Here is a 24223-nt window from a genome sequence, read left to right on the forward strand (position 1 = left end):
TTTGCATAATTTTAGACTGGCACTTTGATTTATGCCGTTGTATCGCGATGAAGCCGTTGTGCTTCGTGCTTTTCCTTTGGGTGAAGCAGATAGGATTGTAGTTTTGCTCACAAAGCAGCATGGAAAAGTTCGTGCTGTTGCAAAAGGAGTTCGTCGTCTTAAATCGCGCTTTGGTGGCCGACTTGAGCCTCTTATGCGCGTTGACGTTCTTTTGGCGCAAGGAAAGTCTTTGGATGTTGTATCTCAGGCTGTTTCTATATCTGCCTACGCTGGCTCGATTTGTGCCGATTATACGTCCTATGAGTATGCAAGCGTTATGCTGGAAGTTGCGGATGCTCTAGTTTCCAACGAGTATACGGATGAGTATATGCGTGAATATCAAGATACTTCCGGGCAGTATCGTCTACTTACTGCTGCTTTGTCGTCGCTATCTAACAGAAAGCATGCGCCGAATGCTATTGGAATTTCATACCTTTTGCGCGCAATGTCTTTGGCTGGTTGGTCTCCGCGTTTAAAAACTTGCGTTGTTTGCGGAAAAGAAGAAAATTTGTGCTACTTTTCTCCATCTGCTGGTGGCGTTATGTGTGCTGGTGATCATACTCCCGAATCTATTATTTGTTCCGACGAAACGCGTCTTCAACTATTCGCACTTTTACAAGGCGATTGGTCTTCTATTGACGGCGTGCCAATCGATTCTTCTACTCTTTCTTGCGCAAAACTTTGGGCGGAGTATTATCTTGAGCGACCAATTCGTTCAATAGGATTAATTTCTGATTAGCTTGCTCGTAATTTTTTCGTTAGATTTTAGTATTTTCAATATTTTGCGCTTTTTGCCTTTTGCGATTTGCTGATTTAAGTCTTTTAATATTTTTTATTCGTGTAGTAAAATGAGCGTTAAGTGTTTGTTTTACGAGAGCTAGAGAGTCAAAATGGACGTTAATAACAATTCTGACGCTGTGAATAATCAGACTAATAGCGAGAACAGTAATTCTTATAATGCTGAAAATTCTTCTCAAAACGCGCAATCTTATGTAAATCAGCAATCTGATGTGTACAATCAGCCGCAATATGATCAATCTCAGTATCAGCAGAATCAGTATCAACAATCTCAGTACCAGCAGGATCAGTACCAGCAGGATCAGTACCAACAGAATCAATATCAGCCGACCCAGCCGCAGCAGTATGCGCAGCCACAGTATGCTCAACAGCAGTATGCTCAGTCGCAACAAACTTACTCTCAGCAGCCGCAGTATTCTCAAACTCAGTACGGCCAGCCACAGTATGCTCAGCCGCAGCAGCAGTATGCTCAGCCGCAGTATGGCTCACAGTATGGTGCTCCGCAGTATGGCAGCCCAAAAGGCTACGCACAGATGCAAAATGGAAATCCACAAGGCTACGCCCAGTCTCAGTACGGTGTAAACCAGTACGGTGGTCCGCAATACGGTGGTCCGCAGTACGGTGGGCCTGGTATGCCGCAATACGGTGCGCCTAGAGGTTACGCTCAATCTAGCTTATACAATCGTTTTAATGAGCACGAAAAGCTTGTTAATACTTTTTGTTCACAATGGAACGAAAAAGAAATAGGTTTAGTAATTATTTTATCTATTGCTGTTGCAATTGGCGCATATCTTATTCTTGATCATCCAATTCAAACTTTTGGTTATGGTTATTCCTTGAGCACTGCATGGCTTTATTTTGCATATAATTTAATTCCATTTTCGGTAGTATTGGGTTTTGCGCAAGTTGCTCGTAAAAATAATTTTGTTATTATACCTTCTATTGTTTGGTTTATTGTTCAAACTATTTACTACATTTGGAATCATAATTATTTCGATATAATGCATTTTATTCTTTACCTGATTGCAACATTGGTTTTTATTATTCTTTTAGAGGTTTTCCAAAGACAGTTTGTTGTTCGCAAACGTTCTAATATAGGCGGGTCTATTCTTGGCGTATTAATTTCTACTTTTGCTTATGTAATAATTATGCTTATTTTTGATATTATTAGTGGTTCAAGCATCTCTTACTTCTATCTTGAACACTTTGCGTATACATTTATAACTCTTTCAATTTTGCCAATTATTTTAGCTGCAATTTTAAGAGCATTTGGTTTGGCAAAGTTCCTTAACCCTAAGCGAGAAGAAATGAATATGTAGATGATTGCGTATTTTATAAATACGCTGTTTTAGATGTGTGTCTTATTCGTTCAATGGGGTTGTTACATTCGTAAGTATGGCTTTTGAAAACGTGGATTATACGTCGCTTAATATTCCGGCGGCTCCTTTTAGTGACCCTTCTCGCATACCAGATTTTCCTAAGGGCAAGGTTCCTCGCCATGTTGGCGTGATTATGGACGGCAATGGTCGCTGGGCAAAAGAGCGCGGAATGATTCGAACAGAAGGCCATAAGGCCGCAGAGCCTGTTGTTTTTGACACTATTGCCGGCGCTATTGAAGCGGGAGTGCGCTATTTAAGTTTGTACACTTTTTCCACGGAAAATTGGAAGCGCTCGCCGCAAGAAGTGCGCTTTTTAATGGGATTTTCTAGGGATATTATTCACCGCAGAATTGCGCAAATGAACGAGTGGGGAGTGCGCGTTCGTTGGGCAGGAAGGCGCCCTAGATTATGGAAGTCTGTTATTGACGAGTTGGAAAAAGCGCAGGAAATTACCAAGAACAACAAAACTATTGACGTTGTTTTTTGCATAAACTACGGTGGGCGAGCAGAAATTGCGGATGCTTGTGCACAAATTGCTAAAGAAATTCAAAATGGCAAAATTAAGGGCGATCGTGTTACTGAAAAAATGATTGCTGAGCACTTGTATAATCCGGATATTCCAGATTGCGATTTGGTTATTCGCACTTCCGGCGAGCAGCGCACTAGCAACTTTTTGCCTTGGCAAGCATCCTACGCGGAGCTTGATTTTGTGCCAGAACTCTTCCCGGATTACGGCCGCGAAGCGCTGTGGAGGTCGATTGACCGTTATGCGCATCGCGACCGCAGATTTGGTGGCGTAAAAAATGCCTAGTATCCCACTAAGATTTGTTACTTTTCGCTAGCGAGCCAAGCGCAAGCTGCTACGACTGCAGCTTCTAATCCGCGATTAAGAGTGGGCTGCAAATCTGGGGCGAATGCCGGATTGTGATTTCCAGGAGCATTCTGCATATCCGCAAAACCACCTAAGCCCCAGTAAGCGTAAGGAGTTTTAAAAGCGTTCGCGACTATAGAAAAATCTTCCGAAGCAGAAGCGCGCGAAATATCTACAGAATCTTCTCCAAAGTATTCATCAAAAGCTTTACGCACGCGCAAAGATGCATTCTGATCATTATTCGTAAGCGGATAGTGATCAGAATACGTAAACTCTGGTTCTTTAGGACATCTTGCAAGCTCGCACTCTCCACGCACAATTCGTTCAATAGCATTGTGCACAAATTCTTGAGTATCTTCGCTATAAGTTCTTGTGTTAATTAAAAGCTCGGCGTCATCAGGAATAATATTCGACTTACTTCCTGCATTAAGCGCGCCAACTGTAACAATTGCGTAATCTTTAGCTGCAAGTTCGCGAGAAACAATCGTCTGCAATTTAAGCACAATTGATGAAGCAACAACCACCGGGTCAACGCTCAACTCGGGCATAGAACCATGCGAACCTTTACCAAAAATGTGCACGCGAATCGAAGCTGCAGTAGTTAAGAACGCGCCCGGACGAATACCGACTGTTCCTGCAGGAATAGCACCCAACACATGCTGACCAAGGTAAACGTCGGGCTTTGCAATCATGCTCGTAATGCCATTTTCCACCAAGTCTTTTGCGCCTTGAGCTGTTTCTTCTCCAGGCTGAAAAACGCCAATGTACGTTCCTCTCCAAGCATCTTTATGTTCATTAAAAGCCTTCAAGGCACCAAGTAGGCTGGAAATATGAAAATCGTGACCGCAAGCGTGTGAAACTCCAACCGTTTTGCCATTTTCGTCTTGCGTGCTAACTGTTGAAGTGTAATCTTTTCCTGAATTTTCTTTAATTGGAAGCGCATCGATATCCGCTCTCATAGCAACAACAGGACCTTCGCCGTTTTTAATCTCTGCCACAACGCCTGTTTTTCCAACTCGTTTTGTTTCAATCCCAGCTTTGCTAAGAATATCAATAATTGTTTGAGCTGTATGATCTTCTTTCATTGACAGTTCAGGATGTTGATGAAAGTATTTGTATTGTTTTTCTCGTTCTGCTTGGGTTTCATCTAAATCGGATAATATTTTCTGAACTGCCGTAAGTTGCAGCATAAATTCCTGCTTTCCTTTGTTGTATTATAACTTTTTTGAGTTTTGAGATTATTTGAGATTATTTGATTTCAGTTTTTATTCTTCTTTATTCCGTTCGTCGAGAATTTTATCTACAAGAGCAGCTTTTGCGTCAATTTGATTGCTAAAACCAGGGCGAATGTCTAGCTTTAGAATTACGCCAGTTCGGTATCCTTTATTAACTAGCGTCATAGTTGCGTCACGAACAACGTGCATAACGTCATCAAATTCGCCCTCAATATTCGTGAACATTGCGTTAGTTTCGTTTTTTAATCCAGAATCGCGAATAACTTTCACAGCATCCGCAACGTACTCGCTTAACTCGTCACCAACTCCGCTTGGAGCAATGCACAACGCCGCAACAGTGTTAGTTTTGTGAGCGTTTGCATTGTCTTTTGTATTCTCGCTATTATTTTCGCTCATAGTAATTCCTTTAAACTCGCGCAACAGCAAACGAACTGCAATATTTATGTTATTTTGATAATTCTACAAGCGTCACAGGGTTTTTCTATAATTAACACCGTTTCACCCGAATTTTCTAGTTTTACGAAAAGGTGTATTGTGGCTGTTTCAAAGCTTGATGAAGTCGTGTCCTTGGCTAAGCGTCGAGGTTTTGTGTTCCCAGCTGGCGAAATTTACGGTGGCACGCGCTCCGCGTGGGATTATGGTCCGTTGGGCGTTGCGTTAAAGGATAATATCAAGCGCGAATGGTGGCGCTACATGGTAACCACGCGCGGCGATGTTGTTGGCGTGGATACTTCCGTTATTCTGCCTTCGCAAGTTTGGGTTGCTTCCGGTCACGTTTCCGTGTTTAACGATCCTTTGATTGAGTGCTTGAACTGCCATAAGCGTCATCGTGCAGACAAGTTGGAAGAGTCTTATGCCGAAAAGCATGGCGATAAAATGCCAGAAAACGGCTTAAAAGATATTGCTTGCCCAGATTGCGGAACTCGCGGAAACTGGACTGAGCCACGTGACTTCAACATGATGCTCCGAACGCATTTAGGCCCTGTTGAAGACGAAAACAGCTTGCACTATTTGCGTCCTGAAACAGCTCAGGGTATTTTTGTGGACTTTAAGAACGTCATGACTTCTACTCGTCAAAAGCCGCCTTTTGGTATTGCAAATATTGGTAAGTCTTTCCGTAACGAGATTACGCCTGGAAACTTTATTTTCCGCACTCGTGAGTTCGAGCAGATGGAAATGGAGTTCTTCGTAGAGCCTGGAACCGACGAAGCTTGGCATCAGTATTGGATTGACACTCGCGTTCGCTGGTATGTGGATTTGGGTGTGAAGCCAGAAAACTTGCGCATGTACGAGCATCCTAAGGAGAAGCTCAGCCACTATTCCAAGCGCACTGTCGATATTGAATACAAATTCGGCTTCCAAGGTTCGGACTGGGGAGAGCTTGAGGGTATTGCAAACCGTACTGACTACGATTTGTCTGCTCATGCTAAGCATTCCGGCGAGGATTTGAGCTACTTTAACCAGGCTACTGGCGAAAAGTACGTTCCTTACGTTATTGAGCCTGCTGCTGGTCTTACGCGCTCGCTTATGGCGTTCTTGGTTGATGCTTACGATGTCGATGAAGCTCCAAACACTAAGGGCGGCGTTGACAAGCGTACTGTTCTTCGACTTGACCCTCGTTTGGCTCCTGTTAAGGCTGCAGTGTTGCCTTTGAGTAAGAAGCCAGAATTGCAGTCTGTTGCTCAAGATTTGGCTGCGGATCTTCGCCAGCACGATTGGGTTATTGATTATGACGAAGCAGGCGCTATTGGCCGCCGCTATCGTCGTGAGGACGAAATCGGTACTCCTTTGTGCGTAACAGTTGACTTCGATACTTTGGAAGATCATGCTGTTACTATCCGCGAGCGCGACACTATGCAGCAAGAGCGCGTTTCTTTGGACAAGGTTGCAGATTACGTTGCTAGCCGCATTAACGAGAAGCGCGTTAAGTATCCGCAAGGACCTGTTGAAATCGTTGGCACTCGTTCGGCTGACGGCGCTACGGATGTTGCTAAAGAAGCAGGCGAGGACGAATCTAAGCCTGTTAAAATCGCAACTGCTGGCGGCTTGTACTAAATCGCGCTTAAGTATCGTTTAAGTGTAGCTTAAGCATTAAAGCAAAATATTATTAAAGTGAATGGAGTTAAAGCAATATGAATTTTTCTATAAAACCAGTGGATTTAGGGAAAGTTCATATTGCTACTCCTGTTGTTTTGTCTCCAATGGCTGGAATTACCAACTGGCCATTTCGCGTAATCTGCCGTGAATTTGGTCCGGACGGGCTTTACGTGGCAGAAATGATTACGGCTAGAGCATTAGTTGCACGAAATCCAAAAGCTCTTAGACTTTGCCGTTTTGCGCCTAGCGAAAAAGTGCGCTCGCTGCAACTTTATGGTGTTAATCCTTCTATTGTAGAGCAGGCTGCTCGAATTGTTGTTGACGAAAACATGGCTGACCATGTTGACTTAAACTTCGGCTGCCCAGTTCCTAAAGTTACAAGACGCGGCGGCGGTTCTGCTCTTCCTTGGAAAACTGATTTGTTGCAAGAAATTTTGCACCGCGTTGTTTCTGTTTGCGAACCTGCAGGAATACCTGTTACGGCAAAATTCCGTGTTGGTATTGACGAGAGTCATGAAACTTTTATGCAAGCTGGACATATTGCGCAAGAAGAAGGATGCGCTGCTGTAACTTTGCATGCTCGCACAACTTCAGAATATTATGGCGGTCATTCAGACTGGCAGCGTATTGGGGAGCTTGTTGAGGCGCTTGATATTCCCGTTTTTGGCAATGGCGATATTTGGGGTGCGCAAGATGCGCTCGCAATGTTTAAAGAAACTGGTTGTGCTGGCGTTGCTATCGGTCGCGGATGCCAGGGTAGGCCTTGGATTTTTGCAGATATTCGTAACGCTTGTGCGGGCAGTAGTGAACGCGTTAATCCAACTTTGGCGGAAGTTGGCTCAGTTATTTTGCGCCACTTAAATCTTTTGGTTGAGTTTTATGATGGCGACGAGCGTATGGCTGTTCACGACTTGCGTAAGCATATCGCTTGGTATTTAAAGGGTTTTCCGGTTGGGGGAGGAACTCGCAAAAACTTTATGGAATGCGAGTCTATTGAGGATGTTAAGCGCAATCTCAACATGCTCGATGGCTCTCTTCGTCTGCCGGAACAAGTGTTAGACACGCCGCGTGGGCGTGTGCGTTTTGCTAAAAAAGTTCATTTGCCATACGGCTGGTTGGATTCTCGTACTACAAGTCACGAGGAACGCGAAGCCTTGTTTGGCGACGACCCAATGGATGCTAGTTACTAGAGTTTTCTAGGCTTTTGGCCATTTTTATATGCTGATTATTTTGCGATTATCTTGTGATTATTCAAAGAAAATTACCGGCTATGTATATTTGCATATAGCCCGGTGTATTATCAAATCAGTGACATTTTTTCAGTTTATTGTTAAAACGTCGTCAGTATCGAGCGTTTTGCGCTAAAATATTGTGTAAACGTGCGTGAGTGACAGGAGAAAACGGTGAGCGAGATTGCCCAGACTGACAATTTCAACGACAAAACCATCATCAAGGTAGTCGGCGTCGGTGGTGCCGGCGGTAACGCCGTCAATCGGATGATCAGCGAGGGTCTACAGAATGTAGAATTTGTAGCCATTAATACTGACGCTAAAGATTTACTGCGTTCTGATGCTGATGTAAAGATTTCATTATCGGACGCTTCAAGCCGAGGTCTTGGTGCTGGTGCTGATCCTGAGAAGGGTGCAAAAGCTGCACAGGATCATCAATCAGATATTGAAGAAGCACTTAAGGGCGCTGATATGGTGTTCGTTACCTGCGGCGAAGGCGGCGGTACAGGCACTGGTGCTAGCCCAATAGTTGCTCGTGCTGCGCATCAGCAGGGTGCTTTAACTATTGCAGTTGTTACGCGTCCATTCGGTTTTGAGGGCCCGCAGCGTGCTGCATCTGCAAAACTTGGTATCGAAAATCTTCGCAAAGAAGTTGATGCGTTAATCGTAATTCCAAACGATCGTCTTTTGGAAATTTCGGATCGCACAATCGGTATTATTGAAGCATTTAAGACGGCAGATACCGCATTGCTTGCTGGCGTTCAAGGTATTACGGATTTGATTACCACAAATTCGTACATTCATGTGGACTTCTCCGATGTTACCGCTATTTTGCGCGGCGCAGGTACAGCACTCTTCGGCATCGGTTCTGCAAAGGGCGAAGATCGTGCAACTCAGGCTGCCGAAATCGCTATCAGCTCGCCTCTTCTTGAGGAAAGCATTGAAGGTGCTCACGGTGCTTTGATTAACATCGCAGGCCCAAGCGATTTGAAGCTTCAAGAAGCGTCTGCTGCAACTGAGCTTGTTCGTAAGGCTATTCATCCAGAAGCACAAATTATTTGGGGTCTTTCCTTGGATGATTCCTACGGTGACGAAGTACGTGTGACTGTTATTGCTGCAGGTTTCGACGCTCACTCTAAGTCGGAAGAATCTTCAGCAACAGCCGGCCAGTTTGTTGATATGCAGGCAGATGTAAAGTCTGTTGCTCCAGCAAAGTCTACTTCTGCTATGAGGGAAGAATCTGCTGCTACACAAGCAGAGCAGCCTGCTTCTGTGCCTTCTATGTTTGATACTGCAGCAAATCAGCAGTATGCATCTAATCCAGAACCTGCTCAGCCGCAGTCTTCTGAACCGGATGAACTAGATATTCCTGATTTTTTGCGTTAGGTGTAACGAGAGGAGGGTGGCTTCATGGCTAGCTTTATGAAGAACGTAATGTCGTACGTTGGTATGGCAGATGTTCAAGAAGATGATGATTATGTTGAAGCTGATGTTCCAGAAACTTCCTTTGACAACGATCGATCGGTAACACCTGTTGCGTCGCAGCACGGAGACGATTCTCGCTCTAGTGGCACTTCTGCTCGCGCAAGTCTTAATCGCATGAGCCGTATTACTACCATTCATCCAAAGTCTTATGACGATGCGCAAATGGTTGGTCGCGCTTTAAGAGATGGCGTTCCAGTAGTGCTTAATTTAACTGGTGTAACTGAGTCTGTGGCGTATCGAATTGTTGATTTCTCTGCTGGCGTAGTATTCGGCGTGCGCGGTTCTATTGAGCGTGTAACTCCTCGCGTGTTCTTGCTCAGTCCTGCACAAGTGAATATTAAAGTAGAGGATGCTCCAAACGGCAATACTGCTCGAGACTTGTTCTCTTAAAGCGTATTACGCAATAAAAATCTTAATTAAGCAGCGTTTGTTTAACACTTTCGCTGCTTTTTATTTATTGCGCAAGATAAGTGAAGTCGTGAATCGTGCGACCAGCATCCAAACCTTTACGCTCAAAATTAGTAAGAACTCGACCAGCAAAGCGCTCAGATTCGTTAAAATCTGCGTGTGGAAGAGCTGCTGCAGTATCGGCAGTACCTTTTCCAACATGCTCAATTGGAAGGCTTACGCTTAATTCGCCAATGTTCGCGAAATCTTCGCGAGAATCCATAACCTCATGCACGTGCAAAGCATAGTCCTCAATATCTGTAGCAATGCGCCAAACGCCCTCTTTACGCAACGCCTGGTGGATTGTAGAGGCAAGCTCTGGTTGCACAATACGACGCTTATGGTGACGCATCTTAGGCCATGGATCCGGGAAGAAAGTCCAAACTTCTTCTAAAACTCCGCGGTCACAAGCTGCGAAGAAATCAGGAGCGTTAATTTGCGCAATACGAAGATTAGTTAAACCTTGTTTTCCAGCTAAAAGCATTGTATGAGCAACGCCTGGATCATAAACTTCAAGCGCCAAAAAGTTAGTTTCCGGCAAACGTTCTGCTGCAGCAACAACGTTTTCGCCCTGACCGGAACCGATTTCAACAATAAGCGGATTATTATTGCCCCACTTATCTTTAATCCAATCATGCGTAATGTGCAAATTTTCGCGCAATCTAAAAGAGCCAGGAGCTTCAGTAACATCTAGTAAGTACTGACTTGCATAACGCTCCTGAGCGTGCTGTAAACGCGCATCTAAGCGTCCAGAACGACGCACAAACGACAATACAGTGCGTTGCTTGGCTTGCATAGTGTTTTCGTTTTCATTTTCACTGCTCATTAGATTACTTTCGTTATTCGGCTATACGCTTTTAGTTAAATTCACATGACTTTAGTCATGCTCGAACTCTTGTTTTATGCTACCAAAAAGTATACATCACTGCTCTGCTGATGCTGATTTCTGTTGATTAGCGAACATTAGCATTAGCGCTGCCGCACACACCACACCAAGCACTCTTCCTGCCACACCAAAAAACAACGGTGGGTGAATTTACGAGTGAGGGGTGGGTGTTGCTTGGTCGAGCAATATAAAAGCGGAGCGATAGTAATATCTTTTTGATAAATAAATATTTTTGAAAGAAAGTAAGTAAAAAACTAAACTTAACTATGCAACCACTAAGTCCAAATAAGGTATAAGAGCGTAGCGCTGCGAGACAAGCAACACCCATCACTCACAGCCACATCTCATAACCACCGTAAACACACACGCAATTAAGACGTACTTAATCTCAACACGCCGTAAGTTGCGCGACTCTTTTCTGAGTGTTAGTATCATATGGTTTGGTTCGAAGCCCCCTTCGTCTAACGGTTAGGACACCAGACTTTCAATCTGACAACAAGAGTTCGACTCTCTTAGGGGGTACAAATTAGAGCACCGCTGAAATCTCAGCGGTGTTTTTTGTTTTTGATTGCATCTTGCTAAAGTTTGGCCTATAACCCCTATAATCCTAGATTTCTGCGGTTTTATATTGCGTTATAACTTACTTTGATAACGCAAATTTGTTATAGCATGTGTTTCTTTTGTTTAAGGTGATAGACTTACTCGTTGGTGCTTCTGCCCGGGTTGCGTAGGTCAGGAAGTGCTCAGTTAAGTATTTACAATGCGCAGCATTTTAAGATAAAGGATTTCTTATGAGCAATATTTTTAACACGAATATTGATAATAGTATTGATAGTGATGAAGCGAAATCATCTACTTCTGTAGATTCTGCAACTTCTGCAACTACTGTAACGGATAGTGCGAATGCTAAAGCTAATCCGGAGCCTTCAATTGTTGCTAATTTGCGTTGGCGTGTGGCAGATATTGCTTTGGGAGCTGCTTTATCTGCTGTTTTTGGCGTTATTTTGTGCGGATACGGCTTGGTGTTTATTCCAATAATTCGTACTCTTAATGCAGCGGTTCTTCCTGGTTTCGCAAGTATTACGCACGGCGTGTGGTATTTGTCTGGCACTCTTGCGCTTCTTTTAATTCGTAAGCCTGGTTCTGCAGTGTATGTGAATGTTGTTGCAGCTTTTGTGCAGGTTTTGCTTGGTTCTCCTTTTAATATTAGGGATACTGTTATTTCTGCTTTGCTGCAGGGTGTTTTTGCGGAAATTCCATTCTTGATTGCTAAGTATCGAAAGTTTAATTTGACTTTGAGTGCTCTTTCTGGTTTGCTTGTGGCTTTTGAGTATGGTGTGTTCTTAAGCTTCACTAAGTATCAGGCTAAATCTCCTACTTATATTACGATTCATATGATTACAGAGCTTATAAGCGGATTGCTGCTTTCCGGCGTGCTTGTGTGGTTTGTTTACTTGGCTTTGCGCGCAACTGGTGCTCTTGATAACTTTGCTTCCGGACGAACTGAGCGCGTGTGATGCTTTTTATTTGAGTTCGACTCACTTAGGTTGGCGACGTTTATGGGTATGTGCTAATCTAGTCGTTGCTAACTTTGTTAGCGTGGGGCTTTAGCTCAGTCGGTTAGAGCAACGGACTCATAATCCGTCGGTCCAGGGTTCAAGCCCCTGAGGCCCCACGAACTAAATAACGCCACTTCATAGGTTATGAAGTGGCGTTATTGATTTTATGAGTTAAATTTTATTTTTTATTTTTATTTTCCGGCTTTTGCTAAATAATCCGGTATTTGTTTAGGATACTTTGGCCATGCGCCTTCCTGAGTGCATACGAATGCAGCGGTATTAACGGCTGCTCGATGCGCTTCTTCGAGACTTTCGCCTTTAAGAATATGTGCTGCGAATGTTCCTGAGAACGAGTCCCCAGCACCAACTGTGTCAAGAACATCAACGTGTGGCGTTGGAATAGTAGAGCTTTCTCCGGTGCTAGTAGTAATCGTACTAAAAGTAGAGCCGCCTGTAAGAATCACATAATCTAGTGCGTAACGAGCTTGGAACCACTTGCAAGCTTCCTCGTCTGAAGTGTCGCGAATATTGAACATGTCTCTAAGTAGGAACAGTTCAGAATCGTTAAGCTTAAAAACGGTGGCTTGCTGAAGAAGAGTATCAATAAGTTCCTTAGAATAGTGGTCGCTTCGAATATTTATGTCGAAGAACTTCATTGCTCCAGGCTTAGTATGCTTTAACAATTGTAAAATTGTGTCGTGAGTTTCTTGAGAACGTAAGCTTAGAGTGCCAAAGCATACCGCATCTGCTCGTTCTACTAAATCAATGAGCTCTCGAGTGTAAAGAATATGATCCCATGCTATATTTCGCAGAATAGTGTACTCTGGTATTCCCTTTTTTAGCGTTACTTCCACAGTGCTTGTTGGCCACGCGTTGCGTTGAATAATTGATGTGATTCCGGCTTTGTTCACTTTGTCAATCAGCTCGTCGCCGAGTTGGTCTTGACCAACAGCACTAATCATGCAACTTTGCGCTCCGTGGCACTGTGCATGATATGCAAAATTTGCTGGCGCTCCGCCAACACGTTTTCCGTGTGGAAGTAAATCCCATAAAAGTTCGCCGAGTGAAAGAACAATTGGCTTAGTCATAATATTCCTTTCGCGCGCGTCAGTGCAGCAAGTTTGTAGAGCTATACTTTTATAAATATCTTCTCGCTTCTTCAAAAGCATTTTGGTGCAAATTTTGCTTGTAAAAATGCTACATAAACAATTATGGTGTGCCCTTGCGATAAGTAACATGCGCAATGCATGTTACGTTTCTATAGAGCGCACCATAAGTGCCATATTGTGTACGTTTAACTTAACTTATGCTGGCGTACTATATTTATTATTATTTCGTTTTATTATATTTTTTATTATTTTAATTTATTGATTAATGCTGAAAAATATCACTTTTGTGAGCTTGCTCGGCCATCCATGCTTCTACGTCATCGATTTGCTTTGGAATGTCAATAGAAAGCCATTCTGGACCGTTTTCAGTCATCAGAACATCGTCTTCAATACGAATTCCAATTCCGCGCATTTCTTCCGGTAGCATCAAATCGTTAGACGCAAAGTATAATCCTGGCTCAATTGTAAAGATCATGCCTGGAGTAATTTTTGCGCCTTGATAAGACTCGTAGCGTGCTTGAGCACAGTCGTGCACGTCCAAACCAAGATGATGAGCAACGCCGCACGCATGCCAGCGTCGATGCTGTTGGCCTTCTGGAGACAGTGATTCTTCAACGCTTACCTTCAAAATTCCCCATTCGTGCAAGTGTTCTGCAAGCACGCGCATGCAGGCGTGGTGAATATCTGAGTAGGTTGCGCCCGGCTTAGCAGCCTCAAAACCAGCTTGCTGAGCGTCAAGAACGCACTGGTAAAGCTTCTTTTGCAAGTCGGTAAACTTGCCGTTTGTTGGGAAAGTGCGTGTAATGTCAGCAGTGTAGAGGCTGTTAACTTCAACGCCGGCATCAATAAGTAGCAATTCTCCGCTGGAAACAACGCCAGTATTGCGCATCCAGTGCAAAATTGGCGCGTGCTTGCCGGAAGCAACAATAGTGTCGTAGCCTACTTCGTTTCCTTCCTCGCGAGCAACGGAATTAAAAGCACCCTCAATCATGCGCTCGGAATGCTCATGACCTAAAGCATTAGGCAAACGCGTAAGCATGCGGTCAAAACCAAGTTTTGTGGCTGCAATAGCTTTGCGCATTTCTCGAATTTCGTAATCGTCTTTAAGCATGCGTGCCTCTGCAGCAAATTCGTGCAGTTTGTCGTCAGCGGAACTATTAGCGTCTTCGTCTGTAAATCCGCTTGCTTCGCGCATTGTTTCAACTTTTGCGGTAAGCTCCGGGTCGGTTTCTCGAATAATTCGAACGCGAACGCCTTCGCCATTTGCGTCGTCGCTTACGTTCTTGGAAATAGCGTCGTCAAGTTCAGCAATATCGCGCGTTTCAATACCGGTCATGGCTTTAAGTTCTTTTAAGCCTGCGCGTGGGCCAACCCAGTATTCTCCGTAGTGTGGATCCCTATAAAATGCTGAGGTGCTGTTATCTGCGCGTGGGGCTACAAAAAGCTCTGGAATATGATTTTTGCAGGCTTTAGCTTCCTTGCTGTCTTCGTCTACCGGTTCCATAACAAGTACGGCTCCAGCCTCGTAATCTTGACCCAAGCCAGTATAGTAGGCAAAAGTCGTGTCTGGGCGGAAAGCGTAATCGCAATCGTTATTGCGTACCTTTGGCTGTCCTGCAGGAATAATTAAGCGTTCTCCTGGGAAGCGCTTTGAAAGTGCGTCTAAACGTGCTGGAATATACTTGCTGGATTCAAGAGGCTTAACTTCTGGCTCCTGATTATCCCAGCTGCTTGTCATAAAATCTTTAAAAGAATCGCTATTTGGTCGAAGAGAACGATTGTTAACGCGGTCTTCCGCCTTTTGTGTACCGTCAGATTTTAATTCTTCACCGTGCTCTGTTGGCGTATTTTCTGCCATTATGCGACTCCTTAACACTTCTTTTTGTGTGTAAATAAAAATAAACTAGGAATTAAACTAGACAATAACTAACATAGTCTTATTTACTGTTTTGCGCGAGTTTTTTGGATTAAAAAGATCAGATTTTATATGTAATTTACAAAGTGTGTTGATGAAAGTTTTGTTATGTGAATATTGTCACAATATTTCATTGGGTTTCTGTTGTTGGCATAAACTAATCTATATATTTGGAAAATGAGTAAGTGAGCACAAAATTAGGGGAGTGCAGTTATGTCTATGGAACATCCAAATTGCAATAATGAGCGAATTGTTGATATTGAGCGCAATATTATGAGCCGCGCTCCTGAGCATAATAAAACTAATCTTGATTTAGACAGAATGCGCTTAATTCTCGATATTCTTGGGCATCCAGAAAAGTCTATGCACGTTATTCATATTACTGGCACGAATGGCAAGGGTTCTACTGCTCGCATGGCTGAGTCGTTGTGCCGAGCATACGGTTTGCGCACTGGTCTTTACACTTCTCCACATCTAGAGCGCATAAACGAGCGCATTATGATTGATGGTCAAGAAATCAGCGACGACGATTTTATTGATGTTTGGGATCAAATGAAAGATATTATCGACATGGTTGATGCTCGTATGGAGGCTGACGGTAAGCCAAAAATGAGCTTTTTTGAAGTGCTTACAGCCATGGCAATTTGGGCTTTTGCGGATGCTCCTGTTGATGTTGCTGTAATGGAAGTTGGCATGGGTGGCGAATGGGATGCTACGAATGTTATGGACGCGGATGCTGCAATTATTGGCCCTGTGGATATGGATCACATGCAGTGGCTTGGAAACACTGTTGAAGAGATTGCGCGCACAAAAGCTGGCATTATTAAGCCAAATTGCACTGTAATTTTAGGTCCTCAGCCGCATGAGGATAAGGTTTTGCCAATTATTAAGGAAGTTGCTGAGAGTAATAATGCTAAATTATTGCGCGATTCTTCTTATGGTGACGGCGAGCTTGAAGTTGTTTCTCGTACTCCTGCAGTTGGCGGCCAGCTTGTTACCTTGCGCACGCCTCTTGGCACTTATGAGGATGTTCCAATAGATAAGTTTGGTAAGCATCAGGCGCATAATGCTTTGGCGGCGCTCGCTGCGGCTGAAGTTGTGCTACCGGTAAATGGAGCTTTAGATGGCGATTTGGTTGCTGAAGCTTTAAGCCAGGTTAAGGTTCCGGGTCGTATTGAGCAGGTTCGTACTTCGCCGACGATTATTGTTGACGGTGGTCATAATGTGAATGCTGCTGAGTCTCTTCGTGAAACTATTGAAGAAAACTATCATTTTGAGCAGCTTATTGGTGTTGTTGCAATGATGGCAGATAAGCAGGTTGAAGAATACTTGGGTGTTCTTGAGCCTATTTTGACGAAGATTATTGTGACTCGTAATTCTTGGCGCGACCGCGTAATGGATCCGGAAGAGCTCGAAAAGATTGCTGTAGGCGTGTTTGGCAGGGATCGCGTGATTCGTGTTGACGAGCTTCCGGATGCTATTCAAACGGCTGTGAATCTTGTTGATGAAGACGATGAGCTTGGCGTTGGCTACGGTCACGGCGTGCTTATTTGCGGAAGCTTTGTTACGGCAGGGGATGCTCGCACAATGCTTGTTGAGCATGTGAATCCGGACTTAAAAAAGCCAAAAGATCAGCGCGTTGCAATTCACCCGAATATTGACGAGTCTTGAGAATCAAGCTTCTTATTTAGCTGCTTAATTTGCTAATTTCGCAAAGCTTTAGCTTTTTCTACAGTATCTTTTACGAGTACTGCTTGAGCGTCAACTAAAGGAATTTGCGGAAGAGGGAAAGCTTCATTTAGCACGCTAAGCTCTGTGCATCCTAAAATAAGTGCGTCGCAACGGCATGCTCCAGAAGGGTCTAGCATATCGCTTAAAACGGATTCGTAACGGTGAAAATCAAGGTCTCCTGTGCCTTTTACGTCATCGTAAATAAGCGAAGTAATACGTTTCTGCAAGTCGTCGTCTGGAGCTACAAACGTGTATCCCGCTTCTTCAATAGCGCGCTGATACACTCCTGCTTTACGAGATCCTGCAGTGCCTAAAAATCCAATGCGCTTGCAACGAGCAGTAGGGTAGCGTCGAGCAATTTCGGCCACGGCGCCTCGAGGCATATGCATAATAGGCACTTTTGTAAGAGCTTGGAACTTATCGTAAAAATAATGTGCCGTATTGCATGTTAATACAATAAAAGAAGCTCCCATTTGCGTTGCTTTGTTAATGTCGTCCGCAAGAACAGGGAATGGGTTTTCTTCGGAATTGCCAACAATATAAGCCGTTCTATCTGGCACAGAAGCGTCGTTAAACACCACATAATCCAAAAACTCTTGATCATTATGAGCATGTGTTTCTTTATTCAGTAAACGAATATAGCTTTCTGTTGCAAGAGTACCCATTCCGCCAAGTACAGCAAAAAACGGCCGTTTCATCGTGTAATTTTCCTTTCGGAACCCATATTGTGCCGGAGTATTTCACGCCTTATTGCGGAAAAATTCAGCATAGCGCTTCTTGTAAATTGAAAACATATGACGAATCATAAGCCAGCGTAGTAGGTTCATATCCTTCTTATATTCTAGCGTAGTGCCCCAATCGCCGCGACTAATCATACTAGTACCACGCTTCTTTTCTTCGCCTTCTGCTACATAATTTAAGAAAATAGAGCGTGGAATTTCCATCCACAATTTTTCTCCACGGCCAAATACAGTATTTCCGTCAAAAGGCTTATGGTCAATTAAATCTTCAACAAAATATTTCGCAATATTAAAGCCGTTTAAAGTCACAAAGTAGCTTGAGCGGCCTTGACGTAAGTTTATTTCAAAAAGTTTATACTCTCCGTCGCGCTCATCGTATTTCATATCAAAATTAGCTACGCCAACGTATTTAATATCTTCTAGGAACGCTTTAATGTTGCGGAAAACTTCCTCATTGTAGTCAGGAATAATAGCAGCGTAATTGCCGACCGCTTCTGGAGTTGGGTCTTCAAGAAGCGGGTGTCCAAGGAACATCATTCGCACATTGTGCTCGCTGTCTACGTATGCGTTTAGAACGCGCATACGGCTATCGTCGCCCGGAATAAAGTCTTGCAAAATCATTTCGCCATCGTAACCGGCTTTATAAGAACGTTGAATAAGAGTATCAAGATCCTCAGGCGTGTTGATAATAAAAGCCTTCTTACGCCCATCAAAATCGACTTTAAGCCATTTGGCGCTATCTGCAGGCTTCATAGCAATCGGGAAATCGAATGGAAGATCTTTGTACGCGCAAGAAGCTACTTCCTCAGCGTTTACTACCTTAGTTTTTGGATGTGCAAGATTGTACTTTTCGCAAGTTTTATAGAACGAGCTTTTAAGGCTAAGCTGTCGGTTTAATTCATTTGGCAAAGTGTGGAAAGCAAAATAGTCGCGCAATTTTTCTCCACACTGGCTTAACAAATTTGCGTAAACATCTCCGCAAGGAATAAGTAGAAGCTTAGTATTTGGATTCTCTTTCTTCCATGATTCTCCAAACGAAAGCATTGTGCTTAAAAATGTTTTAAGCTCGCCAAAATTTGGGACGATTCTCACATCAATAATCTTGCTAAATTTTGTAGGAGAAAGTTGGAAATATGCAAAAGCTATAGAAGTAATACCGTATGCTTCATGGAATGCTCTAGCCATTCCGTAAGCGTTAATATCGCTGCCGAGCAGCACTGGTTGGAATTTTTGATTAGTCATTAATATCTTCTTTATGGTTTATTCGTTCGTTTATTTGTAGCATGTATTCGTAGCGTTTACTTCTACGTTTTTGCAATACTTAATGTTAAAGCGTAAAAAGACGTTTTATGATTTCTGAATCACCCTCGTAAGGCACATGCTTGTTTTCGTGTTTAATCCAACGCTCATCGCCTTTGCCAATCAAAAGAATAACGTTGAATTTTTCTTCGCGATTAAAGCTTTTTCGAGCGTCGTCAACACTGTATTCCACTGCATCTGGACGGTCTATAATAATATGCGACTTAACGTTTTCGTTAGTTATGTAGCCTCGCATATCTTTGCAAATATCCATTTCGTCTTCTGTATTTGTGTCTTCAGTTGTAAAAATAAACTGGTAAATACGATTTTGAGCAGCTTGAACGATTTCCTTACGACGATCGTAAGCTTTATTACCTGCAGATCCTGTTACTAGTGTAATTCTAGGGTTTTCCTTACCGTAACGTTCATCAACAAAATCAAGAAGTGCTTTAGTGGAAATATAATTATGCGCGTAATCAACAACAGCAATTGTGTTAGACTGTGCGTCTTTGAATACTTCCATGCGTCCAGGAATCTTAATATTTTCAATAGATTTCAGTGCTGCTAAATCAGTATCCTGATTAATTGAAAGTTCTCCAGCAATAGCAATTGCTGCTAAAGCGTTTTCGTAATTAAAATCTCCCGCAATTGCAAGCGAAAAGTCGTCAACAGTAGAGTAGTGTACGTCTTCATCGCCGTTATCTTCGTCCGTATCTCTAATAGAAATGCAATGCGACTCACTGTTTCCTGTAGGCATTGCAATGTAGTCAGGCGTAAGTAGCTCGGCATAGTCGTCGTCGTTAACAGATGCGCAATAATCTATGTGATTATCTTCTAAATCGTCACTATTCATAGCTTCGCAAGAACTATTGTCTATTTCATCTTTTTGGATTCTTGCAAAAGTTGTTACAGGCACATTGTTACGTTCTGCATCTTGCAACAAAAGATCTGCGTGATCAGCATCCGCATTTAATACCAATCGCTTAGTATTTGCAATAATTTGACGTTTGCAATACAAGTAATCTTCAAAAGTTGGGTGCTCAATAGGACTAATATGATCCGGACTAATATTTAAGAAAGCTGCAACGTCAAACTTAAGCCCGTACACGCGATTTACCTTATAAGCTTGGGAAGAAACTTCCATAACAAGGTATTTCATGCCGTTATCTACAGCTTCGCGCATCATTTTAAAAGCGTCGAAACTCTCGGGAGTTGTTAAATCTGACTCAACGTAATTAACACCGTCTAAGCAGTTATCTACGGAGGAGAACAACGCTGCTTTTGAGCCAGAATGTGCGTTTAGAATAGCGTGAGTAAAGTATGCGGTAGTTGTTTTACCTTTAGTTCCAGTAATTCCAACAACTGTGAGTTTTTCTTGAGGATTTCCAAAGAATGCTGCAGAAAGTATGCTCATTGCTTTGCGCACGTCTGTAACAATTAAGCCAACAGCATTTGTGTACTCGGCGTAACTCTGCTCAGCAACGTATGCGCTAAGACCTTTGCTGTCTGCGTCTAAAAGATATTCAGGTTTAAAATTGCCCTTAATAAAAAGCAAAGTTCCAGGCTTAATATCGCGAGTATCGTAAGTTGCGTGGGCAAAACACTCATCCGCATCAAAATTGGCAAAATAATACGGGTTTAAAGACCATATTTCATTACGGGAATGCGTAGAGTCTGTAGCTTTTTCGCTATTGGAAACTGAATCTTGTGACTCGTGATGCTGAATCATTTCGCGCAACAAGCCATATTGTTGCAAAAGCTTACTTGCGCTTGTTAGTGACAACGTGTTGTGCATAGTCATATTTTTCTTTTCGCTAAACATAAGTAAATATTTTTAAGCAATAATGCAATTGGATTATAAATTGTTTATTTTAAACAAGTTTAAAGCCAAGTCCCACGAATTGGCTCACGGCCATGAGATTCAAGCCACTTGTTAAAACTATCTCTCCAACGAATATATGCTTCTCTCTGCCAACTCATTAGCTTGCTTAATGTCATGCTTCCAATTTGCTCATACGCATTGCAAATAGGAGCAACTAAATCAAGAGCTGCCACAGTATCTGCAGTAGCATCGTGGAAGTCACCAATTGGTTCAACGCCATAGAATCGGGAAGTAAGAGTTAAAGTGCGTTTCCCAGGTCTTATAGAAACAGCGCGATCAATAACTAGCGGATCTACCGTAAGAACATCGTTTTCTGTAAGAGTGCTTATGCTGCAAGCTGGTCGTTGATTTAAAGATTTGAGTTGCCAACGGTTCAAATCATGACGAAGCATAGCAACATCAAACGGTGCGTTATAAGCCAGCAATGGAATATTTTTTGCTTGAGCCAAGCTAACTGCTTGTGCCAGGGTTTCAAGTTCTTCTACAGGTTCTCCGCCGTGTTCTTGAAGGTATTCGTCTGTGAAACCATTTACTTCGCTTGCTTTAGGATTCATAGGCTGATGAGGGTTAATTAGCCATGTAGAAACAGTATCGCCTTCGTGTCCTAAAGAAGGATTTCTTAAAACCAAGGTTGCGGAAGCTATTGCGTCTTTACCAATATTTGCTCCGGTCGTCTCAGTATCGAAACCAAGCAGCCACGATTTTGAAAGTGGAGTGTTTTCCTCTTGAAATGGAGCTGCATTTAAAGCATCTAACAATTCTTTAATATTTGTTGGCATAGTCACAATATTACCGCAATGGCGGGTTTTGGCGCGCGGGCAATCTACAAAGCGATTCGTCGAGATATTTGCAAATCTATGTGCAAAGTAAAAAGTATTATTAAGTTATGACTAAGTCTAATAAGTGCGCGCTTGTTAAGCGTAAATATGAGCAATTTGAGCAGCTTATTACTCCATGTGTTGATTCTTTATACACTCAAGCTATGCGATTAACCAATAATGCGCAGGATGCTCAAGATTTAGTACAAGATACTTTTGAGCGTGCGCTAAAATCTTTCTCAACTTTTCATCCTGGCACAAATTTTTCAGCTTGGATTAACAGGATTGAGCGCAATTTGTATTTTAATCAATACGCAAAAGAAAAGCGTGCGCCTAAGCGAGCAAACGATAAAACTGGCGATTATAACGATTGGGATATTTACGAAGCTTCTAATCATGCTCCAAGTGGACTGGTTTCTGCGGAACAAGAGTATTTTGAAGGATTCGCTCCTAAGGAGATTATTGCAGCTTTAGGAACTCTTCCTCCTGATCGCAGAAAAGTTTTTGTTGAGGCTGCTATCAATGGGAAATCTTATAAGCAGATTGCCAAAGAAGAAGGCATAAAAATTGGTACTGTTATGAGCAGGCTTAATCGTGCTAGAACTCAGTTAAAGCACGAGCTTGCAGATTTATGCAGATAATCAAAACAAAAAGCCCGCGTAGAAGCGGGCTTTATAGTATTTATAAGCAAAAATTACAGCTTAAGCATTTGGCCTTTTGCCGTGATTTGCTGCTTTTTTACGACGCGCCTTGCGCTTGCGGCCACGCATACCCATAATGGTACTCCTTAACGATTAATTAACAACCTTAGGGATTATCGCACGTTGCCAAGACGTTATACTAGCTCACGCCTAGCTTATGCTAAATCTCGTTGCAGAAAACTTATGCTGCAATATCTGCAACGGTTGCATTTAACAATGTTACGATGTCTTGAGGATTAAGCACCACGTCAAGTCCGCGCTTTCCTCCAGAAACAAGAATCTCATCAAACTGCATTACGCTAGTGTCAAGAACTGTTTCATGATGTGTTTTCTGACCAAACGGCGAAATTCCGCCAACCACGTATCCGCTTTCACGTTGCGCAACTTCTGGGCTTGTCATACTAGCTTTCTTTGCGCCAACAGCTGCAGCAATTGCTTTCATATTTAGTCGTCCATTTACTGGAACAATTCCAACTACTCGCTTTTCGCCAGTATCAACCATAAGTGTTTTACAAACTTGGGCGGCACTTACTCCAAGTTTTTCAGCAGCTTCAATCCCATAGCCGTCATCCATATGATCTGCATCATGCTCATATTGAGCAATTCTAAAATTGATTCCTGCTTTTTCTAATTGAGCAATAGCAGGAGTTGCTTTTCCTGTTTCTGCATGTTTTTTACTCATTGCGTTTCCCCTTATATTGCGTGGCTTAGTAGCAATTTTGTGTTACATGATATGCTATACCAACTTTTGACTTAATGTGAATCTAAAAAATAAACCCCTTGTGAGCTTAGAAAGCAGCACAAGGGGTTTTATAAACCTTACAAAATCAGATTATTCTGATTTTTACTTGAGCGAAATCACTCGGAGATTTCAGCGAAGTAAAGAAGGGTGCGAATCATGTTAGCGGTGAAGCCGCACTCGTTATCGTAGAAGGTAACGGTACGAGCCAAAGTTACGCCGTCAACGGTGTTCACATCGGTCTGAGTTGGGTCGAAAACGCCACCGTGGGTGTCGCCAATAATGTCGGAAGACACGATGCTGTCGGCATTGTAGCCGAAGTACTCGCAGTTCTCAAAAGCCTTCTTGAAGGCTTCGTTGATTTCTTCAGTGGTTGCTGGCTTCTCAAGAACGGTGGTCAACTCGGTAACGGAACCATCTGGAACCTGAATACGCTGTGCGTGACCCTGGAGCTTGCCGTTAACTTCTGGCACAACCTTGCCGATTGCCTTAGCAGCGCCGGTGGAGTGCTCAATGGTGTTGCAAGCTGCAGAACGGTTGTTACGTGGCTTGGAGCCGCGTGGGCCGTCAAGAATCATCTGAGTTCCGGTGTAAGCGTGGATTGTGGTCATGAAGCCGGACTTAATTCCCCAGTTATCTTGCAAGAGCTTAACCATGGCAGCCATGGAGTTGGTGGTGCAAGAACCAGCGGAAACAATGTTGTCGGAGGCCTTCAAAATCTGATGGTTTACGCCGAATACGACTGTTGGGGTGGTTTCATCCTTAGCAGGAGCGGAGATAAGAACCTTCTTAGCGCCAGCGTTCAAGTGAGCCTGGGACTTTTCTGCAGAAGTATAGAAACCGGTGCATTCAAGCACAAATTCAACGCCATCATTCTTAACCCATGGAATGTTATTGGCGTCCTTCTCGGCGTATACCTTATAAGTCTTACCGTCTACGACGATTGCGTCTTCGGTAGAAGTCACCTCAACTGGGGTGCCGTCATCGTGGCGGAATGTGCCGTGGGTGCTGTCGTACTTAAGCAAGTAGGCGAGCATAGAAGGAGTGGTCAGATCGTTGATGGCTGCGACTTCGATATCACCGGCTTGACCGCCGCGAGCTTGAAGCTCAAAAATACGACGGAATGCAAGACGACCGATGCGACCGAAACCGTTAATACCAATCTTGACTGTCATGTGGTTCTCCCTTGAGTGAGACCTCGTGCGCAACGTTTAAGTCGCGCTATTTTCGCGATGAAAACTCACGCATTGTGGTCATCGTTATT

Annotated in this window: 22 protein-coding genes and 2 tRNA genes; 12 read left to right on the top strand and 12 right to left on the bottom strand. The window is 43.2% G+C overall.

Features of this window, described 5'->3' with window-relative positions:
• Window positions 1-31 precede the first annotated feature (31 nt).
• From recO to ACJV7B_RS00145, 3 genes are all read left to right on the top strand, one after another.
• Window positions 32-778, top strand: coding sequence for a DNA repair protein RecO (recO, locus tag ACJV7B_RS00135; protein WP_019260824.1), 747 nt, complete (start codon window positions 32-34; stop codon window positions 776-778).
• Window positions 779-929: 151 nt separating this feature from the next.
• Complete coding sequence (locus ACJV7B_RS00140; RefSeq protein ID WP_419388663.1) at window positions 930-2156, top strand: hypothetical protein; 1227 nt, start codon at window positions 930-932, stop codon at window positions 2154-2156.
• Between the two features lie 76 nt (window positions 2157-2232).
• Entirely contained in the window at window positions 2233-3027 is a 795-nt protein-coding gene (locus ACJV7B_RS00145; protein ID WP_419388664.1) for an isoprenyl transferase, read from the top strand.
• A 17-nt stretch (window positions 3028-3044) separates the two neighbouring features.
• Here ACJV7B_RS00145 and ACJV7B_RS00150 read toward each other — a convergent pair whose 3' ends face one another.
• Both ACJV7B_RS00150 and ACJV7B_RS00155 read right to left on the bottom strand, forming a co-directional pair.
• Window positions 3045-4277 carry a M20 family metallopeptidase gene (locus ACJV7B_RS00150; protein ID WP_004136270.1) on the bottom strand — a complete coding sequence of 411 codons (1233 nt, stop codon included), beginning with the start codon at window positions 4275-4277 and terminating at the stop codon, window positions 3045-3047.
• Window positions 4278-4352: 75 nt separating this feature from the next.
• Window positions 4353-4718, bottom strand: coding sequence for an MTH1187 family thiamine-binding protein (locus tag ACJV7B_RS00155; protein ID WP_116793864.1), 366 nt, complete (start codon window positions 4716-4718; stop codon window positions 4353-4355).
• A gap of 138 nt (window positions 4719-4856) precedes the next feature.
• On the opposite strand from ACJV7B_RS00155, the gene ACJV7B_RS00160 reads away from it, so the two are divergent.
• The 4 genes from ACJV7B_RS00160 (at window position 4857) to ACJV7B_RS00175 (ending at window position 9523) form a co-directional block, all read left to right on the top strand.
• Window positions 4857-6377, top strand: coding sequence for a glycine--tRNA ligase (locus ACJV7B_RS00160; RefSeq protein WP_004136274.1), 1521 nt, complete (start codon window positions 4857-4859; stop codon window positions 6375-6377).
• A 77-nt stretch (window positions 6378-6454) separates the two neighbouring features.
• Window positions 6455-7609, top strand: a complete 1155-nt coding sequence (gene dusB / locus ACJV7B_RS00165) for a tRNA dihydrouridine synthase DusB (RefSeq protein ID WP_375169008.1) — start codon at window positions 6455-6457, stop codon at window positions 7607-7609.
• Window positions 7610-7822: 213 nt separating this feature from the next.
• Window positions 7823-9034, top strand: a complete 1212-nt coding sequence (gene ftsZ / locus ACJV7B_RS00170; protein ID WP_032837773.1) for a cell division protein FtsZ — start codon at window positions 7823-7825, stop codon at window positions 9032-9034.
• Between the two features lie 24 nt (window positions 9035-9058).
• Window positions 9059-9523, top strand: coding sequence for a cell division protein SepF (locus tag ACJV7B_RS00175; RefSeq protein ID WP_004134563.1), 465 nt, complete (start codon window positions 9059-9061; stop codon window positions 9521-9523).
• Window positions 9524-9587: 64 nt separating this feature from the next.
• On the opposite strand, the gene trmB is transcribed toward ACJV7B_RS00175, so the two are convergent.
• Window positions 9588-10406 (bottom strand): tRNA (guanosine(46)-N7)-methyltransferase TrmB, encoded by an 819-nt coding sequence (gene trmB / locus ACJV7B_RS00180; protein ID WP_119520508.1) that lies wholly within the window; start codon window positions 10404-10406, stop codon window positions 9588-9590.
• A 510-nt stretch (window positions 10407-10916) separates the two neighbouring features.
• Here trmB and ACJV7B_RS00185 point away from each other — a divergent pair.
• The 3 genes from ACJV7B_RS00185 to ACJV7B_RS00195 all read left to right on the top strand — a co-directional run bounded on the left by ACJV7B_RS00185 (window position 10917) and on the right by ACJV7B_RS00195 (window position 12141).
• A tRNA-Glu gene (locus tag ACJV7B_RS00185) sits at window positions 10917-10988 on the top strand.
• 269 nt (window positions 10989-11257) lie between these two features.
• A complete protein-coding gene (locus tag ACJV7B_RS00190) occupies window positions 11258-11983 on the top strand; it encodes an ECF transporter S component (RefSeq protein ID WP_410314629.1) in 726 nt (241 codons plus the stop codon).
• An 84-nt stretch (window positions 11984-12067) separates the two neighbouring features.
• Window positions 12068-12141, top strand: a tRNA-Ile gene (locus ACJV7B_RS00195).
• Window positions 12142-12216: 75 nt separating this feature from the next.
• Here ACJV7B_RS00195 and ACJV7B_RS00200 read toward each other — a convergent pair.
• A complete protein-coding gene (locus tag ACJV7B_RS00200; RefSeq protein ID WP_004136280.1) occupies window positions 12217-13113 on the bottom strand; it encodes a carbohydrate kinase family protein in 897 nt (298 codons plus the stop codon).
• Between the two features lie 283 nt (window positions 13114-13396).
• A complete protein-coding gene (locus ACJV7B_RS00205) occupies window positions 13397-14992 on the bottom strand; it encodes an aminopeptidase P family protein (RefSeq protein WP_004136282.1) in 1596 nt (531 codons plus the stop codon).
• A gap of 270 nt (window positions 14993-15262) precedes the next feature.
• Between ACJV7B_RS00205 and ACJV7B_RS00210 the strand changes: the two genes are divergently transcribed.
• Complete coding sequence (locus ACJV7B_RS00210) at window positions 15263-16720, top strand: bifunctional folylpolyglutamate synthase/dihydrofolate synthase (RefSeq protein ID WP_004128692.1); 1458 nt, start codon at window positions 15263-15265, stop codon at window positions 16718-16720.
• Window positions 16721-16752: 32 nt separating this feature from the next.
• On the opposite strand, the gene ACJV7B_RS00215 is transcribed toward ACJV7B_RS00210, so the two are convergent.
• The 4 genes from ACJV7B_RS00215 to ACJV7B_RS00230 form a co-directional block, all read right to left on the bottom strand.
• Window positions 16753-17478 (bottom strand): aspartate/glutamate racemase family protein, encoded by a 726-nt coding sequence (locus ACJV7B_RS00215; RefSeq protein ID WP_004136284.1) that lies wholly within the window; start codon window positions 17476-17478, stop codon window positions 16753-16755.
• 42 nt (window positions 17479-17520) lie between these two features.
• The gene (locus ACJV7B_RS00220; RefSeq protein WP_119520502.1) at window positions 17521-18762 is read right to left on the bottom strand and encodes a carboxylate--amine ligase; all 1242 of its coding nucleotides are present in this window, start codon (window positions 18760-18762) and stop codon (window positions 17521-17523) included.
• An 85-nt stretch (window positions 18763-18847) separates the two neighbouring features.
• Entirely contained in the window at window positions 18848-20620 is a 1773-nt protein-coding gene (locus ACJV7B_RS00225) for a UDP-N-acetylmuramoyl-L-alanyl-D-glutamate--2,6-diaminopimelate ligase (protein ID WP_375169000.1), read from the bottom strand.
• Between the two features lie 80 nt (window positions 20621-20700).
• Window positions 20701-21480 carry an exonuclease domain-containing protein gene (locus tag ACJV7B_RS00230; RefSeq protein WP_375169572.1) on the bottom strand — a complete coding sequence of 260 codons (780 nt, stop codon included), beginning with the start codon at window positions 21478-21480 and terminating at the stop codon, window positions 20701-20703.
• A 107-nt stretch (window positions 21481-21587) separates the two neighbouring features.
• On the opposite strand from ACJV7B_RS00230, the gene ACJV7B_RS00235 reads away from it, so the two are divergent.
• Entirely contained in the window at window positions 21588-22160 is a 573-nt protein-coding gene (locus ACJV7B_RS00235; protein WP_375168999.1) for a sigma-70 family RNA polymerase sigma factor, read from the top strand.
• A gap of 60 nt (window positions 22161-22220) precedes the next feature.
• On the opposite strand, the gene ACJV7B_RS00240 is transcribed toward ACJV7B_RS00235, so the two are convergent.
• The 3 genes from ACJV7B_RS00240 to gap form a co-directional block, all read right to left on the bottom strand.
• Entirely contained in the window at window positions 22221-22295 is a 75-nt protein-coding gene (locus ACJV7B_RS00240; RefSeq protein ID WP_369803150.1) for a 50S ribosomal protein bL37, read from the bottom strand.
• Window positions 22296-22401: 106 nt separating this feature from the next.
• Window positions 22402-22902, bottom strand: a complete 501-nt coding sequence (gene ybaK, locus ACJV7B_RS00245) for a Cys-tRNA(Pro) deacylase (RefSeq protein ID WP_116793876.1) — start codon at window positions 22900-22902, stop codon at window positions 22402-22404.
• 176 nt (window positions 22903-23078) lie between these two features.
• Entirely contained in the window at window positions 23079-24134 is a 1056-nt protein-coding gene (gap, locus tag ACJV7B_RS00250) for a type I glyceraldehyde-3-phosphate dehydrogenase (protein ID WP_004134581.1), read from the bottom strand.
• Between the last annotated feature and the right edge of the window lie 89 nt (window positions 24135-24223).

Origin of the sequence: Gardnerella bretellae (assembly GCF_048545135.1) — a bacterium.
Taxonomy (GTDB): domain Bacteria; phylum Actinomycetota; class Actinomycetes; order Actinomycetales; family Bifidobacteriaceae; genus Bifidobacterium; species Bifidobacterium greenwoodii.